Source organism: Streptomyces sp. NPDC104761 (assembly GCF_055583445.1).
Genome location: NZ_JBVJNZ010000017.1, coordinates 19,066 through 35,675, shown reverse-complemented (window position 1 = coordinate 35,675; position 16,610 = coordinate 19,066). Strand labels below are relative to the sequence as shown.

The 16,610-nt window shown below is 71.4% G+C and carries 15 protein-coding genes; 14 read left to right on the top strand and 1 reads right to left on the bottom strand.

What is annotated here, in order from left to right; genetic code table 11:
• The first annotated feature begins 183 nt into the window (after window positions 1–183).
• The gene (gene rpsD, locus ACZ63F_RS35415; protein WP_093505354.1) at window positions 184–798 is read left to right on the top strand and encodes a 30S ribosomal protein S4; all 615 of its coding nucleotides are present in this window, start codon (window positions 184–186) and stop codon (window positions 796–798) included.
• A 27-nt stretch (window positions 799–825) separates the two neighbouring features.
• Here rpsD and ACZ63F_RS35410 read toward each other — a convergent pair whose 3' ends face one another.
• Complete coding sequence (locus ACZ63F_RS35410) at window positions 826–2,991, bottom strand: ATP-binding protein (RefSeq protein ID WP_469717493.1); 2,166 nt, start codon at window positions 2,989–2,991, stop codon at window positions 826–828.
• Window positions 2,992–3,137: 146 nt separating this feature from the next.
• Here ACZ63F_RS35410 and ACZ63F_RS35405 point away from each other — a divergent pair, with 146 nt between their 5' ends.
• The 13 genes from ACZ63F_RS35405 to nusB all read left to right on the top strand — a co-directional run bounded on the left by ACZ63F_RS35405 (window position 3,138) and on the right by nusB (window position 16,292).
• Window positions 3,138–3,578, top strand: a complete 441-nt coding sequence (locus ACZ63F_RS35405; protein WP_469717491.1) for a DUF948 domain-containing protein — start codon at window positions 3,138–3,140, stop codon at window positions 3,576–3,578.
• 12 nt (window positions 3,579–3,590) lie between these two features.
• The gene (locus tag ACZ63F_RS35400; RefSeq protein WP_352364495.1) at window positions 3,591–3,938 is read left to right on the top strand and encodes a hypothetical protein; all 348 of its coding nucleotides are present in this window, start codon (window positions 3,591–3,593) and stop codon (window positions 3,936–3,938) included.
• Window positions 3,938–6,610 (top strand): alanine--tRNA ligase, encoded by a 2,673-nt coding sequence (gene alaS, locus ACZ63F_RS35395; RefSeq protein ID WP_469717490.1) that lies wholly within the window; start codon window positions 3,938–3,940, stop codon window positions 6,608–6,610. Before ACZ63F_RS35400 ends, alaS begins: the two co-directional genes overlap by 1 nt.
• Window positions 6,611–6,624: 14 nt before the next feature.
• Window positions 6,625–7,089: a Holliday junction resolvase RuvX gene (ruvX, locus tag ACZ63F_RS35390; protein ID WP_469717488.1), complete on the top strand. Its 465-nt coding sequence runs from the start codon at window positions 6,625–6,627 to the stop codon at window positions 7,087–7,089.
• 123 nt (window positions 7,090–7,212) lie between these two features.
• Entirely contained in the window at window positions 7,213–8,943 is a 1,731-nt protein-coding gene (gene mltG / locus ACZ63F_RS35385; RefSeq protein ID WP_469717487.1) for an endolytic transglycosylase MltG, read from the top strand.
• A complete protein-coding gene (locus ACZ63F_RS35380; RefSeq protein ID WP_469717485.1) occupies window positions 8,924–9,763 on the top strand; it encodes a shikimate dehydrogenase in 840 nt (279 codons plus the stop codon). Before mltG ends, ACZ63F_RS35380 begins: the two co-directional genes overlap by 20 nt.
• Before the next feature lie 166 nt (window positions 9,764–9,929).
• Window positions 9,930–11,114: a chorismate synthase gene (gene aroC, locus ACZ63F_RS35375; RefSeq protein WP_351960505.1), complete on the top strand. Its 1,185-nt coding sequence runs from the start codon at window positions 9,930–9,932 to the stop codon at window positions 11,112–11,114.
• A 32-nt stretch (window positions 11,115–11,146) separates the two neighbouring features.
• Window positions 11,147–11,629 (top strand): shikimate kinase, encoded by a 483-nt coding sequence (locus ACZ63F_RS35370; RefSeq protein WP_469717690.1) that lies wholly within the window; start codon window positions 11,147–11,149, stop codon window positions 11,627–11,629.
• Window positions 11,626–12,717 carry a 3-dehydroquinate synthase gene (aroB, locus tag ACZ63F_RS35365; protein WP_351960504.1) on the top strand — a complete coding sequence of 364 codons (1,092 nt, stop codon included), beginning with the start codon at window positions 11,626–11,628 and terminating at the stop codon, window positions 12,715–12,717. Before ACZ63F_RS35370 ends, aroB begins: the two co-directional genes overlap by 4 nt.
• A 142-nt stretch (window positions 12,718–12,859) precedes the next feature.
• The gene (locus ACZ63F_RS35360) at window positions 12,860–13,669 is read left to right on the top strand and encodes a Pro-rich N-terminal domain-containing protein (protein WP_469717484.1); all 810 of its coding nucleotides are present in this window, start codon (window positions 12,860–12,862) and stop codon (window positions 13,667–13,669) included.
• A 463-nt stretch (window positions 13,670–14,132) separates the two neighbouring features.
• Complete coding sequence (locus ACZ63F_RS35355; protein WP_469717482.1) at window positions 14,133–15,239, top strand: aminopeptidase P family protein; 1,107 nt, start codon at window positions 14,133–14,135, stop codon at window positions 15,237–15,239.
• 52 nt (window positions 15,240–15,291) lie between these two features.
• The gene (gene efp / locus ACZ63F_RS35350; protein ID WP_181803274.1) at window positions 15,292–15,858 is read left to right on the top strand and encodes an elongation factor P; all 567 of its coding nucleotides are present in this window, start codon (window positions 15,292–15,294) and stop codon (window positions 15,856–15,858) included.
• 2 nt (window positions 15,859–15,860) lie between these two features.
• Entirely contained in the window at window positions 15,861–16,292 is a 432-nt protein-coding gene (nusB, locus tag ACZ63F_RS35345) for a transcription antitermination factor NusB (RefSeq protein WP_469717480.1), read from the top strand.
• The last annotated feature ends 318 nt before the right edge of the window (window positions 16,293–16,610 follow it).

Below are 16,610 nucleotides of genomic sequence, written 5' to 3'. Positions count from 1 at the left end.
CATCCGTCGGGTCACAGACGACGGGACCGGTCGGTGGGCCACTCGCGTGCTGCACGTATGTGCCCAGACCAGGGGAGCGGCTGCCCACCAGATCCGGCAACGGGATCCGGAGGGTTTCCCCGGCTGCGGATTGCGACCTCCCTCAACCCTGACAAGCCGAATATCAGAAGGAAGAAAGAGACAGTGGCGAACCAGTCCCGCCCCAAGGTCAAGAAGTCGCGTGCCCTCGGCATCGCGCTGACCCCGAAGGCCGTCAAGTACTTCGAGGCCCGCCCCTACCCGCCGGGTGAGCACGGCCGCGGCCGCAAGCAGAACTCGGACTACAAGGTCCGTCTGCTGGAGAAGCAGCGTCTGCGCGCGCAGTACGACATCTCCGAGCGTCAGCTGGTCCGCGCCTACGAGCGTGCCTCCAAGGTGCAGGGCAAGACCGGTGAGGCCCTGATCGTCGAGCTGGAGCGCCGCCTCGACGCGCTGGTCCTGCGTTCGGGCATCGCCCGCACGATCTACCAGGCCCGCCAGATGGTCGTCCACGGCCACATCCAGGTCAACGGCCAGAAGACCGACAAGCCGTCCTTCCGGGTCCGCCCGGACGACGTCGTGCAGGTCCGCGACCGTTCCAAGGACAAGACGCTCTTCCAGATCGCCCGTGAGGGCGGCTTCGCCCCCGACGGCGAGACCCCCCGCTACCTGCAGGTGAACCTCAAGGCCCTGGCGTTCCGCCTGGACCGCGAGCCGAACCGCAAGGAAGTTCCGGTCATCTGCGACGAGCAGCTCGTCGTCGAGTACTACGCCCGCTGATCACCGGCCGGGTGTAGCACCTCAGCGTCAGCCCGCCGTCTCCCCGCCCTTCCGGGTGGGCGAGGCGGCGGGCTTCCGCATGCCGGCGCCGTCCCGTTGCCGCCGTACCGGCCCGCGCGGCGCGGGCAGCGCGTCCAGCGGACGCACGCCGAAGTACTCCAGCGCCCGGGCCACCGCCGCCTCCCGGTCCAGCGACGCCCCCTGCCGTACGCACTCCGCGTACCGTTCCTCGCCCAGCGCCCGCCGGGCCGTCGCCTCGCACAGCTCGTGCGGGGCGTTGTAGTGGGCCGAACCGAACAGCGGCAGGCCCACCGACGGCCACATGCGCCCGGCGGCGCCCTGCAGCACCGCCGCCTCCGCGGGATCGCCCTGCGCCACCGTCACCAGGGCGAGCAGCTCGATCGCCAGCACCGAACCCAGCAGGTCCTGGAAACCGTGGGCATGGCCCAGGCAGTCGGTCAGCAGTTCCCGGGCCGCCGCGTGGTCGCCGTCCTGCCAGGCCGCGTACGCCAGGACGTACAGCGCGTACGAGCGGGCCCAGCGCTCGCCGTGGTCCTCGCAGACCCGGCGCACGTCCTCGCACAGCCGCACCGCGTCCGCCAGATCGCCGAGGAACGCCCTGGTCATCGCCAGCTCCACCTGCGCCATCAGGACGTTGCTGTTGAGCTCGCCGATCTCCCGGTAGCGGGCGAGGGCCGAGCCCAGCAGCGTCTCCGCGCGCGCCATGTCGTCCGTGACCAGCGCCAGACAGCCGGTCCGGTGCTCCGCGTAGGCCACCGCCGTCGGGTCGGCGGCCAGCTCGGCCTCCGCACGGCACTCCTGGAGCGCGCCGAGGGCGGGCACCGCGTCGCCCTGGAGGATCGCCACATAGCCCAGCACCCACAGCGCCTTCAGCCGGGACCGCGGATACTCCGAGTCCGGCTCCAGACTCCGCTCCAGCCAGCGCCGCCCCTCCGAGAGCCGCCCGCAGCCCGCCCAGCAGAACCACAGCGAGCCCGCCAGGTACTGCCCCAGGTGCGCCTCCTCCGGCTCGGTCAGGCAGTGGTCCAGGGCCGCCCGCAGATTCGGCAGCTCGGCCTCGACCCGCGCGGCCACCTCGCCCTGCCGCGGCGAGAACCACTCCAGCTCGCACCAGGTCGCCAGCCCCATGAACCAGTCCCGGTGCCGGCGCCGCAGCCGCCCCGCGTCCCCGGCCGCCGCCAGCCAGTCCGCGCCGTACGCCCGTACGGTGTCGAGCATCCGGTAGCGCACGCCCGACCCCGTCTCCGCGCGGGAGACCACCGACTGGGCGAGCAGCTCCGCCAGCACGTCCAGGACCTCCTCGGCCGCCAGCCCGTCCCCGCTGCACACGTATTCGGCGGCCTGCAGGTCGAAGGTCCCCGCGAACACCGACAGCCGGGCCCACAGCAACCGCTCGGCGGGCGTGCACAGTTCGTGGCTCCAGCCGATCGCGGTGCGCAGGGTCCGGTGGCGGGGGAGCGCGTCCTGCCCGCCGCCGGTCAGCAGCCGGAACCGGTCGTCGAGCCGCGCCAGCAACTGCCCCGGTGACAGCACCCGCAGCCGCCCCGCCGCCAGCTCGACCGCCAGCGGGATCCCGTCCAGGCGCCGGCACACCTCCCGCACCTCCGGGCAGTCCCGCACCTGGAGCCCCTGCCGCCCGGCGCGCTCGGCGAACAGCTCCACCGCCTCGTCCTCGCCGAGCGGCCCCAGCGGGAACAGCCGCTCACCCGCCACCCCGAGCGGCCTCCGGCCCACCGCCAGCACGGCCAGGTCCGGCAGCTGCCGCAGCAGCCCGGCCACCAGTTCGGCGCACGCGTCGACCAGATGCTCGACCCCGTCGAGCAGCAGCAGGATCCGGCGGCCGGCCAGCTGAGAGACGAGCGTCTCGCGCGGCAGCCGGGCCGTGTGATCGGTCAGCCCGAGCGCCTCCACGACCGCGTAGTCCACGAACTCCGGATCGCGCACCGCCGCCAGATCCACCCGCCAGACCCCGTCCCGGGGTGCCGCGCCGGCCGCCGCCCGCGCCGCCAGCCGGGACTTTCCCACCCCGCCGGCTCCGGTCACCGTCACCAGCCTGCCGGACTCCAGGACCCGGGACAGCTCGCCGAGTTCGGCCGAGCGGCCCACGAACGCGGTCAGTTCCAGGGGCAGATTGCCGTTCGCCGAAGGGCCGGGGCGTTGAGGAACTCGCATGGGACACGGAGCGTACTTAAGCGTGTTCGGTCCGTACAATCACTTCCCGCAACTCCGCCGCTCGCGCGCGGTAATCCGGTACGGAGCCCGACGTCCCGCGCGATAGGCTCAGTGCTCAGTTGATTTCGCTAAAGAGCGGGAAGCGGGTGCGCGCGGTGTCCGGTGGAGAGGTGGCCGGGATCCTGGTGGCCGTCTTCTGGGCGATCCTGGTCTCCTTCCTCGCGGTGGCACTCGTGAGGCTGGCCCAGACGCTCAAGGCGACCACGAAGCTCGTGGCGGACGTGACCGACCAGGCCGTCCCGCTGCTCGCCGACGCCTCCGCGGCCGTACGCTCCGCGCAGACCCAGATCGACCGCGTCGACGCGATCGCCTCCGACGTCCAGGAGGTCACGTCCAACGCCTCCGCGCTGTCCACCACGGTCGCCTCCACCTTCGGCGGCCCGCTGGTCAAGGTCGCGGCCTTCGGCTACGGCGTGCGCCGGGCGCTGGTGGGCCGCAAGGCGGACGTGCCCGTGAGGGAGCCCGGGCGTACGGTGATCGTGGGCCGGACGGTCCCGGCCGCCCGGCGGAAGAACCGGGGAAAGTAGGAGCCAGGCCATATGTTCCGCCGTACGTTCTGGTTCACCACCGGTGTCGCCGCCGGAGTGTGGGCCACCACCAAGGTCAACCGCAAGCTGAAGCAGCTGACCCCCGAGAGCCTCGCCGCCACCGCCGCGAACAAGGCCCTGGAGACCGGCCACCGGATCAAGGACCGGGCGATCGGCTTCGCGCTGGACGTCCGCGACAACATGGCCCAGCGGGAGGAGGAACTGGGCGACGCGCTCGGTATCAACGCGGACCCCGAACTCCCCGCACCCCGGCGGTTCGCCGCCATCGAGAACCGCAGCAACCCGAAGTACGCCGATGACAGGACGACGTACTCGCACAACCGGAATGAGGACCACTGATGGAGTCGGCCGAGATTCGCCGCCGCTGGCTGAGCTTCTACGAGGAGCGCGGGCACACCGTCGTCCCTTCGGCGTCGCTCATCGCGGACGACCCGACTCTGCTCCTCGTCCCGGCCGGCATGGTGCCCTTCAAGCCCTACTTCCTGGGTGAGGTCAAGCCGCCGTGGTCGCGCGCCACCAGCGTGCAGAAGTGCGTGCGCACGCCCGACATCGAGGAGGTCGGCAAGACCACCCGGCACGGCACCTTCTTCCAGATGTGCGGCAACTTCTCGTTCGGCGACTACTTCAAGGAAGGCGCCATCAAGTACGCCTGGGAGCTGCTCACCACGCCCCAGGACAAGGGCGGTTACGGCCTGGAGCCGGACCGGCTGTGGATCACCGTCTACAAGGACGACGACGAGGCCGAGCGCATCTGGCACGAGGTCATCGGTGTGCCCAAGGAGCGCATCCAGCGCCTCGGCATGAAGGACAACTACTGGTCCATGGGCGTCCCCGGCCCGTGCGGCCCGTGTTCCGAGATCAACTACGACCGCGGCCCCGAGTTCGGCGTCGAGGGCGGCCCCGCCGTCAACGACGAGCGGTACGTGGAGATCTGGAACCTGGTCTTCATGCAGTACGAGCGCGGTGAGGGCATCGGCAAGGACAACTTCGAGATCCTCGGCGAGCTGCCCAGCAAGAACATCGACACGGGCCTCGGCCTGGAGCGTCTCGCCATGATTCTGCAGGGCGTGCAGAACATGTACGAGATCGACACCTCCATGGCCGTCATCAAGAAGGCCACCGAGCTGACCGGCGTCCACTACGGCGACGCCCACGCCTCGGACGTCTCGCTGCGCGTCGTCACCGACCACATGCGTACGTCGGTCATGCTCATCGGCGACGGCGTCACCCCCGGCAACGAGGGCCGCGGCTACGTGCTGCGCCGCATCATGCGCCGCGCCATCCGCAACATGCGCCTCCTCGGCGCCACCGGCCCGGTCGTCCTCGACCTGATCGACACCGTGATCGCCATGATGGGCCAGCAGTACCCGGAGCTGGTCACCGACCGCGAGCGCATCGAGAAGGTCGCCGTCGCCGAGGAGAACGCCTTCCTCAAGACCCTGAAGGCCGGCACCAACATCCTCGACACCGCCGTCACCGAGACCAAGGAGTCCGGCGGCTCCGTGCTCGCCGGCGACAAGGCCTTCCTGCTCCACGACACCTGGGGCTTCCCGATCGACCTCACCCTCGAAATGGCCGCCGAACAGGGCCTCTCGGTGGACGAGGAGGGCTTCCGCCGCCTGATGAGGGAGCAGCGGGAGCGCGCCAAGGCCGACGCGCAGGCCAAGAAGACCGGGCACGGCGGCGCCGGCGCCTACCGCGAGATCGCCGACAAGACCGGTGCGACCGACTTCATCGGCTACTCCGACACCGAGGGCGAGACCACGATCGTCGGCATCCTGGTCGACGGCGTCTCCTCGCCGGCCGCCGGCGAGGGCGACGAGGTCGAGATCGTCCTGGACCGCACCCCGTTCTACGCCGAGGGCGGCGGTCAGATCGGTGACACCGGCCGGATCAAGGTCGACACCGGTGCCGTCATCGAGATCCGCGACACCCAGAAGCCGGTCCCGGGCGTCTACGTCCACAAGGGCGTCGTCCAGGTCGGCGAGGTGACCGTCGGCGCCAAGGCCCACGCCGCGATCGACTCACGGCGCCGGACCGCCATCGCCCGCGCCCACTCGGCCACCCACCTCACCCACCAGGCGCTGCGCGACGCCCTCGGCCCGACGGCCGCCCAGGCCGGTTCCGAGAACCAGCCCGGCCGCTTCCGCTTCGACTTCGGCTCGCCGTCCGCCGTTCCGACGGCCGTGATGACCGACGTCGAGCAGAAGATCAACGAGGTGCTCGCCCGCGACCTCGACGTGCGCGCCGACATCATGGGCATCGACGAGGCCAAGAAGCAGGGCGCCATCGCCGAGTTCGGCGAGAAGTACGGCGAGCGGGTCCGCGTGGTGACCATCGGCGACTTCTCCAAGGAGCTGTGCGGCGGCACCCACGTCCACAACACCTCCCAGCTGGGCCTGGTGAAGCTGCTCGGCGAGTCCTCGATCGGCTCGGGTGTCCGCCGTATCGAGGCCCTCGTCGGCGTCGACGCCTACAACTTCCTGGCCCGCGAGCACACGGTCGTCGCCCAGCTCCAGGAGCTGATCAAGGGCCGCCCGGAGGAGCTGCCGGAGAAGGTCTCCGCGATGCTCGGCAAGCTGAAGGACGCCGAGAAGGAGATCGAGAAGTTCCGCGCCGAGAAGGTGCTGCAGGCCGCCGGCGGCCTCGTCGAGTCGGCCAAGGACATCCGCGGCATCGCCGTGGTGACCGGCCAGGTCCCGGACGGCACCACCCCGGACGACCTGCGCAAGCTCGTTCTCGACGTGCGCGGCCGGATCCAGGGCGGACGCGCCGCCGTGGTCGCCCTGTTCACCGTCAACAACGGCAAGCCGCTCACGGTCATCGCCACCAACGACGCCGCCCGCGACCGCGGCCTCAAGGCCGGTGACCTGGTCCGCACCGCCGCGAAGACGCTCGGCGGCGGCGGTGGCGGCAAGCCGGACGTCGCCCAGGGCGGCGGCCAGAACCCGGCCGCGGTCGGCGAGGCCATCGACGCCGTCGAACGCCTCGTGACCGAGACCGCCAAGTAAGGAAACGGTCGGAAATGCGCAGAGGACGTCGACTCGCGATCGACGTCGGGGACGCCCGGATCGGGGTCGCCTCGTGCGACCCCGACGGGATCCTCGCCACCCCGGTCGAGACGGTCCCCGGCCGGGACGTCCCGGCGGCCCATCGCAGGCTGCGGCAGCTGGTCGAGGAGTACGAACCCGTCGAGGTCGTCGTCGGACTCCCGCGCTCCCTCAAGGGGGGCGAGGGCCCGGCCGCCGTCAAGGTCCGGGCCTTCGCCCAGGAGCTGGCCAAGGGCGTCACACCGGTGCCGGTCCGGCTGGTCGACGAGCGGATGACGACCGTGACGGCCAGTCAGGGGCTGCGGGCCTCGGGGGTGAAGTCCAAGAAGGGACGCTCGGTCATCGACCAGGCCGCCGCTGTGATCATCCTCCAGCAGGCGCTGGAATCCGAACGGGTGTCAGGTAAACCACCCGGCGAGGGCGTCGAAGTAGTCATCTGATCGCGATACGGTAACGTTCCGCGCGATGCGATGGTTTTCGAACAGCCACCGCACAGCAAGAGGCGGAACGGTCGGCCGGCCCACCAGCCGCGTGACGCGCCGCCTCGCGGCTCTAGGGGATCGATGACTGAGTATGGCCGGGGCCCAGGCTCCGAACCGTGGCACCCGGAGGACCCGTTGTACGGGGACGACGGGTGGGGAGGACAGCAGGCCCACGTGGGTCAGCAGTCCCCCTACGGCGGCCAGCCGCAGCACTACCCGCAGCAGTCGCAGCAGGAGCAGTACGGCGACTGGGGCCAGCACTCGCAGGGCGGATACGACCAGCAGCAGTACGCGTACTACGACGAGCAGGGCCAACTCCGCTACGCCGACGGGCACGGCCGGCACATCCACGGGCAGGGCCAGCAGGGTTACGACCAGCAGCAGTACGTCGGCCACGCCCCGCACCAGTACCACCAGGGCACCTGGGACGCGACCGGCACCCACGGCCACGTCCCCTACGCCGCCGACCCGGGCGACCCCTACGGCCAGCAGCCCGTGGCCTACGGCGCCGAGCAGCCCGACTTCTACGGCACCGAGGACGCCTACCCGCCCCCGGAGCCGCCCGGCCGCCGACGCCCCGAGCCGGAACCGCAGCCGGAGCCCGCCGTCGAGGAGGAGGAAGAGGAGCAGCACCCCTTCTTCACGGGCGCCGACGACGACGGGGACGACGACCCGAAAGGACGCCGCGGTGGTGGCCGCGGCAAGGACGCCAAGGGCGGCAAGGGCGCCAAGAAGCGCCGCAACGGCTGCGCCTGCCTGGTGGTCTGCCTGGTCTTCGGCGGCGGCGCGGCCACCGTCGGCTATTTCGGCTGGCACTTCTACCAAAATCGTTTCGGCGCGGCCCCGGACTACGCGGGCAGCGGCAACAGCGAGACCGTGACCGTCCAGATCCCCAAGGGAGCGGGCGGATACGACATCGGCCGCCGGCTGAAGGAAGCCGGTGTCGTCAAGAGCGTCGACGCGTTCGTGCACGCGCAAACGCAGAACCCGAAGGGCAACACGATCCAGGCGGGCGCGTACACCCTCAAGAAGGAGATGTCCGCAGCCAGCTGCGTGCTCTTGATGCTCGACCCGAAGAGCCAGGCCAATGTGGTGGTCACCCCGGGCGAGCGCGCGGCGGCCGTCTACGTGGCGCTCGACAAGAAACTCGGCCTTTCCGCAGGCACCTCCAAGAAGGCCGCCAAGGCCCAGTACAAGACCCTCGGCCTGCCGAGCTACGCGAACACCAACAGCAAGATCATGGATCCGCTGGAAGGATTCCTCTACCCGGGCACCTATCCCGCGGCCAAGGGCATGAAGCCCGAGGCGATCCTGAAACAGATGGTCGCCGCGGCCAAGGAGGAATATGCCGCCTACGACCTGGAGGCGGAGGCCAAGAAGTACGACCTGGACAGTCCGCTGCAGGTCATCACGGTCGCGAGCCTCGTCCAGGCCGAAGGAAAGACGCACGACGACTTCCGCAAGATGGCGGAAGTGATCTACAACCGTCTCAAGCCCACGAACACCGAGACGAACCAGAAGCTGCAATTCGACTCGACCTTCAACTACCTGAAGGGCACCAGCAACATCCACATCAGCGAGTCGGAGATCAACAGCAACAGGGACCCGTACAACACGTACACCCAGAAGGGGCTTCCGCCCGGTCCGATCGGCAACCCAGGCGAGGACGCGCTCAAGGCGGCGCTGAATCCGACCGACGAGGGCTGGATCTATTTCGTGGCGACCGACGGCCAGAACAACACCGAATTCGCCAAGACCTACGCGGAATTCCAGCAGCTCAAGGACAAATTCAATGCCAACTCGGGCAACTGACGCCCGCCGGGCCGCCGTGCTCGGTAAGCCCATCGCCCACTCCCTCTCCCCGGTGCTGCACCGGGCCGCGTACGACGAACTCGGGCTCACCGACTGGTCGTACGAGCGCTTCGAGGTCGACGAGGCCGGGCTGCCCGGCTTCCTCGGGACGCTGGGGCCGGAGTGGGCGGGGCTGTCGCTGACCATGCCGCTGAAGCGGGCGGTCATCCCGCTGGTCGACGAGATCAGCGAGACGGCCGCCTCGGTCGACGCGGTCAACACCGTCGTCTTCACCGAGGACGGACGCCGCCTCGGCGACAACACCGACATCCCGGGCATGGTCGCCGCGCTCCGCGAGCACGGCATCGAACAGGTCGGCTCCGCCGCCGTCCTCGGCGCCGGCGCCACCGCCTCCTCCGCGCTGGCCGCCCTGGCCCGGATCTGCACCGGCGAGGTCGTCGCCTACGTCCGCAGCGCGGAGCGCGCCGCCGAGATGCGGCACTGGGGCGAACGGCTCGACGTCGAGGTCCGCACCGCCGACTGGGCCGACGCCGAGCAGGCCCTGCACGCACCGCTGGTGATCGCCACCACCCCGGCCGGCACCACCGACGTCCTCGCCGCCGCCGTACCGGAGCGCCCCACCACCCTCTTCGACGTCCTCTACCACCCCTGGCCCACCGCCCTGGCCGCCCGCTGGTCGATGTTCGGAGGCGCCGTCGTCAGCGGCCTCGACCTCCTGGTGCACCAGGCCGTGCTCCAGGTCGAACAGATGACCGGCCGGGCCCCGGCGCCGCTCGACGCCATGCGACGGGCCGGCGAGAAGGCGCTCGCCGAGCGCTGACCTGACAGATCCGCGTCCGTCTGCTGGACCGGGCGCCGGGTCCAGGGCCCGGACGTGGGAGGATCGGACATGGCGGACCGGGGCCCGCGCACCCGGTCGGCCGTCGCCGTACGCGAGGACGCGCGTACGCAGGGCAGTACCAGGGCGCGAGCACTGAGGAGCATCGTTGAGCAGGCTGCGTTGGCTGACCGCGGGGGAGTCCCACGGTCCCGCACTTGTCGCGACGCTGGAGGGCCTTCCCGCCGGCGTGCCGATCACGACCGAGATGGTCGCCGACCACCTGGCGCGGCGGCGGCTCGGTTATGGCCGCGGTGCGCGCATGAAGTTCGAGCGGGACGAGGTCACCTTCCTCGGTGGCGTCCGGCACGGCCTCACCCTCGGTTCCCCGGTCGCGATCATGGTGGGCAACACCGAGTGGCCCAAGTGGGAGCAGGTCATGGCGGCCGACCCGGTCGACCCGGAGATCCTCGCCGGTCTGGCCCGTAACGCCCCGCTGACCCGCCCGCGCCCCGGCCACGCCGACCTCGCCGGCATGCAGAAGTACGGCTTCGACGAGGCCCGGCCGGTCCTGGAGCGGGCCTCCGCCCGGGAGACCGCGGCCCGCGTGGCGCTCGGCGCGGTGGCCCGGTCGTATCTGAAGGAGACGGCCGGCATCGAGATCGTCTCGCACGTGGTCGAGCTGTGCTCCGTGAAGGCCCCGGCCGGTGTCTACCCCACCCCGGCCGACGTCGAGAAGCTGGACGCCGACCCGCTGCGCTGCCTGGACGCGGACGCGTCGAAGGCGATGGTCGCGGAGGTCGACCAGGCGCACAAGGACGGCGACACGCTCGGCGGTGTGGTGGAGGTGCTGGCGTACGGCGTCCCGGTCGGCCTGGGCTCGCACGTGCACTGGGACCGGAAGCTGGACGCCCGGCTCGCCGGGGCCCTGATGGGGATCCAGGCGATCAAGGGCGTGGAGATCGGCGACGGGTTCGAGCTGGCCCGGGTGCCGGGCTCGAAGGCGCACGACGAGATCGTGAGCACGTCCGAGGGCATCCGCCGGGTCTCCGGCCGGGCCGGCGGCACCGAGGGCGGCCTGTCCACCGGTGAGCTGCTGCGGGTCCGGGCCGCGATGAAGCCGATCGCGACCGTGCCGCGGGCCCTGCAGACCGTGGACGTGGCGACCGGGGAGGCCACTCAGGCCCATCACCAGCGCTCGGACGTGTCGGCGGTGCCGGCGGCCGGGATCGTGGCCGAGGCGATGGTCGCGCTGGTCCTGGCCGACGCGGTCGCGGAGAAGTTCGGCGGCGACTCGGTGCCCGAGACCCGCCGCAACGTCCGGTCGTACCTCGAGAACCTGGCCATCCGGTGACCGGTACGCCGAGGGTGGTGCTGGTCGGGCCGATGGGCGTGGGCAAGTCCACGGTCGGGCAGCTGCTGGCCGAGCGGCTCGGGGTCGGCTACCGGGACACCGACGAGGACATCGTCAGCGCCGAGGGCCGCGCCATCGCCGACATCTTCGTGGCCGAGGGCGAGCCGGTCTTCCGGGCGATCGAGAAGCGGGCGGTGCGGGTGGCGCTGACCGAGCACGAGGGCGTCCTCGCGCTCGGCGGAGGCGCGATCCTCGACCCTGAGACGCGTGGTCTGCTCGCCGGCCGCACGGTGGTCTACCTCTCGATGGACGTCGAGGAGGCCGTCAAGCGCACCGGCCTGAACGCGGCCCGGCCGCTGCTCGCCATCAACCCGCGCAAGCAGTGGCGCGAGCTGATGGAGGCGCGGCGGCACCTGTACGAGGAGGTCGCGACGGCCGTCGTGGCGACCGACGGCCGCACGCCCGAAGAGGTCACCCAAGCAGCCCTGGACGCACTGGAGTTGAAGGAAGCATGAGCGAGGCAGTCACCCGGATCCAGGTCGGCGGCACGGCGGGTACCGAGCCGTACGAGGTCCTGGTGGGCCGTCAGCTCCTCGGCGAGCTGGGCGGGTTGATCGGGGACAGGGTGAAGCGGGTGGCCGTGATCCACCCCGAGGCGCTCGCCGAGACCGGCGACGCGCTCCGCGCCGACCTGGCCGGGCAGGGCTACGAGGCCGTCGCCATCCAGGTGCCCAACGCCGAGGAGGCCAAGACCGCGGAGGTCGCCGCCTACTGCTGGAAGGCGCTCGGCCAGTCCGGCTTCACCCGCTCCGACGTGATCGTCGGCGTGGGCGGCGGCTCGACCACGGACCTCGCCGGTTTCGTGGCCGCGACCTGGCTGCGGGGGGTGCGCTGGATCGCGGTCCCGACCACCGTCCTCGCCATGGTGGACGCGGCCGTCGGCGGCAAGACCGGCATCAACACCGCCGAGGGCAAGAACCTGGTCGGCGCCTTCCACCCCCCGGCGGGCGTCCTCTGCGACCTGGCCGCCCTCGACTCGCTCCCGGTCAACGACTACGTCTCCGGGCTCGCCGAGATCATCAAGGCCGGCTTCATCGCCGACCCGGTGATCCTGGAGCTCATCGAGTCCGACCCCGCGGCCGCCCGCACCCCGGCCGGCCCGCACACGGCCGAGCTGGTCGAGCGCTCCATCCGGGTGAAGGCGGAGGTCGTCTCCTCCGACCTCAAGGAATCGGGCCTGCGCGAGATCCTCAACTACGGCCACACGCTCGGCCACGCCATCGAGAAGAACGAGCGCTACAAGTGGCGGCACGGCGCGGCGGTCGCCGTGGGCATGCACTTCGCCGCCGAGCTGGGCCGGCTGGCCGGCCGCCTGGACGACGCGACGGCCGACCGCCACCGCACCGTCCTGGAGTCCGTCGGCCTCCCGCTGCACTACCGCTACGACCAGTGGCCCAAGCTGGTCGAGACCATGAAGGTCGACAAGAAGTCGCGCGGCGACCTGCTCCGCTTCATCGTCCTGGACGGCCTCGCCAAGCCGACCGTCCTGGAGGGCCCGGACCCGGCCGTGCTGCTCGCCGCGTACGGCGAGGTCGGGCAGTAAGTCCGCAGCTGTTCCTTCCGCCCGATTCGCCGTGCGCACAGGGCACTTCGGACCGCCCCCGGCCGTTTCACCAAACGACCACCGGGGGCGGTACCGTTCGGTAACGAGCGCAGCCGAACATCACGAGACGGAGTGGCACCGGATGCAGCACGCAGTGGGATCTCCGCTGCCGCCGCCCCATCAGCCGGGGCAGGGACCGGCCGGCTGGCAGCCGGCCGCACAGCATCCGGGAGCGCCGCAGGGCCCCGCGCCCGTACCGCCGCCACCGACTGCGCCCCCGCAGCCGCCGCTGCCCCCGCTGCCGCCCGACACCACGGGCCACGTCCCGCTGCCGCCGGGCGCCCCGGTGGGCATGCCGAGCGCGCCCCCCGCCGCCGCGGTCCCCGACCCGACCACCACCACCCTGGCCGTCCTCCTGATCGGCCCCGCCGGTGCGGGCAAGACCAGCGTGGCCAAGTACTGGGCCGACCACCGCCGGGTCCCCACCGCCCACATCAGCCTCGACGACGTCCGCGAGTGGGTCCGCTCCGGCTTCGCCGACCCCCAGTCCGGGTGGAACGACCACTCCGAGGCCCAGTACCGCCTGGCCCGCCGCACCTGCGGCTTCGCCGCGCGCAACTTCCTCGCCAACGGCATCTCGTGCATCCTCGACGACGCGGTCTTCCCGGACCGCCCGGTCGTCGGCCTCGGCGGCTGGAAGCGGCACGTGGGCCCCGGTCTCCTCCCGGTCGTCCTCCTCCCGGGCCTCGACATCGTCCTGGAACGCAACGCGGAACGCACGGGCAACCGCCGCCTCACCGACGAGGAGGTGGCCCGCATCCACGGCCGCATGGCCGGCTGGTACGGCTCCGGCCTCCCCATCATCGACAACTCCCAGCTCGACGTCCCCCAAACGGCCAGAGTCCTAGACGAAGTCCTCTCCCGAGCAATAGCCAGCCCCCCGACCTGGTAACGAGGGCCCACCGGAGAAACCCAGGGGCGCGGGGAACTGCGCGCTCAGCCCCCACCGGCGGGCAGCCGAAACGCGACCGGTCTGTCCAGGGGCGCGGGGAACTGCGCGGATGCCTTCACCGGCGGGCAGCCGGAACGCGACGGGTCTGTCCAGGGGCGCGGGGAACTGCGCGCTCAGCCCCCCACCGGCGGGCAGCCGGAACGCGACGGGTCTGTCCAGGGGCGCGGGGAACTGCGCGAATGCCTCCACCGGCGGGCAGCCGAAACGCGGCCGGTGTGTCCAGGGGCGCGGGGAACTGCGCGCTCAGCCTCCACCGGCGGGCAGCCGGAACGCGACGGGTCTGTCCAGGGGCGCGGGGAACTGCGCGAAAAGTCCACGGACCCGCACCCGGAAACGGCGCCCAGCCACCCCACTCGGCCCCTCTCAACCGGCACAAACCGCCCACCCCTCCTACGCTCGACTCATGTCAGACGTGTACGCGGCCCGCCGAACCAGGCTCAGGGAACGCTGCCACGCGGCCGGCAGCCAGTCCGCCGTCATCTCGCACCCGGCCAACGTGAGATACCTCGCCGGCGCCGCACCCAAGGGCTCCGTCCTGCTCCTCGGCAGACGTGAGGACCTCCTCGTCTGCCCCGGCCCGCTGGACGACCGCCCCGGTGAGGCCCGCCCCGACGAGGCCCTGCGGCCGCACCTCCTGGCAGGGCCCGGCGGTGACCCCGCCGTGGCCGCCGCCGACCTCGCCGCCGCCCAGGACGCCGAGACCCTCGCCGTCGAGGAACACCACCTCACCGTGGCCCGGCACCGCGCCCTCGCCTCCGTCGCCCCCGCCCTCCGCCTCACCGACCTCGGCAGCACCGTCGAGCAGCTCAGGGTCGTCAAGGACGAGGAGGAGATCTCCTGCCTCCGCATCGGCGCCGAGATCGCCGACCAGGCCCTCGGCGAGCTGCTGGAATCCATCCTCGTCGGCCGTACCGAACGCCACCTCGCCCTGGAACTGGAGCGCCGCCTGGTCGACCACGGCGCCGACGGCCCGGCCTTCCCCACCTCCGTGGCGACCGGCCCGAACTCCGGCCGCCGCGGCCACCGCCCCACCGACCGGCGGGTCGAGGAGGGCGACTTCCTGACCGTCTGCCTCGGCGCCACCTACCGCGGCTACCGCTGCGAGATCGGCCGTACCTTCGTCATCGGCACCTCGCCCGCCGACTGGCAGATCGACCTCTACGACCTGGTCTTCGCCGCCCAGCGGGCCGGCCGGGAGAGCCTGCTGCCCGGCGCCGCCCACCGCGACGTCGACCGCGCCGCCCGCCAGGTACTGGACTCCGCGGGCTACGCCGAGGGGCTCCAGCCGCTCACCGGACACGGCGTCGGACTCGAAATCGACGAGGACCCGCAGCTCGCCCCTTCAGCCATGGGTAAACTGGACACTTGCGTGCCGGTCACCGTCGAACCGGGGGTCCACCTCCCGGGCCGGGGCGGCGTCCGGATCGATGACACGCTCGTCGTACGCCCCGAGGCGGACGGCGGACCCGAGCTACTCACCATCACGACCAAGGAGCTGCTCGCACTCTAGGCAAGGTGCGTGCCCCGGGGTCGTCCACGTCAGTCCAGGAGATTCCGCAACCGTGGCTTCCACGAACGACCTCAAGAACGGCCTGGTGCTCAAGCTCGAAGGCGGCCAGCTCTGGTCCGTCGTCGAGTTCCAGCACGTCAAGCCCGGCAAGGGCCCCGCTTTCGTGCGCACCAAGCTCAAGAACGTGCTGTCCGGCAAGGTGGTCGACAAGACCTTCAACGCCGGCGTCAAGGTCGAGACGGCCACTGTCGACAAGCGCGACATGCAGTTCTCGTACATGGACGGCGACTACTTCGTCTTCATGGACATGGACACGTACGACCAGCTGCACATCGACCGGAAGACCGTCGGCGACGCCGCGAACTTCCTGATCGAGGGTTTCACGGCCGTCGTCGCCCAGCACGAGGGCGAGGTGCTCTTCGTCGAGCTCCCGGCCGCCGTCGAGCTGACCATCCAGGAGACCGAGCCGGGCGTCCAGGGCGACCGCTCCACCGGCGGCACCAAGCCGGCCACCCTGGAGACCGGCCACCAGATCCAGGTCCCGCTCTTCATCACGACCGGTGAGAAGATCAAGGTCGACACGCGCACGAGCGACTACCTCGGCCGGGTGAACAGCTAACCGTGGCTGCCCGCAACACGGCCCGCAAGCGCGCCTTCCAGATCCTCTTCGAGGGCGACCAGCGCGGGGCCGCCGTCCTGACCGTGCTCGCGGACTGGATCCGGCTCTCCAGGGACGACACCCGGCAGCCGCCGGTGAGCGAGTACACGATGCAGCTGGTCGAGGGCTACGCCGAGCACGCCACGCGTATCGACGAGCTGATCGCCCAGTACGCGGTCGGCTGGACGCTGGACCGGATGCCGGTGGTCGACCGCAACATCCTGCGCCTCGGCGCGTACGAGCTGATCTGGGTCGACGAGACGCCGGACGCCGTCGTCCTCGACGAGATGGTGCAGCTCGCGAAGGAGTTCTCCACGGACGAGTCGCCCTCGTTCGTGAACGGGCTTCTGGGGCGTCTGAAGGAGCTGAAGCCGTCGCTGCGCCGCGAGGCGTGAGCCGACGAAACGCCGGAGGGCCTGCAGCGTGCCTCGCTGCAGGCCCTCCGGCGTTTCGTGCGCCCAATGGGGTGGGTGGTGCGGTGGCAGGGCGCCTGCGGGCCGTGTGGGGCTGTCGCGCAGTTCCTCGCGCCCCCCAGGCCGGTGGTACCGCCGTCGCTCATCACGTGAAGGGTGATGACAAAAGGCCGCCGGGGGGGGGGGGGGGAGGGGGGGGGGGGGGCGGGCGGGGGGCGGGTTTTGGCCAGGGGTGTGGGGGGTGAGGATGTCTCGCTGGGGTGCCCCGGCCGCTGGGGTCTCCGGCTCCGACCGCCCCAC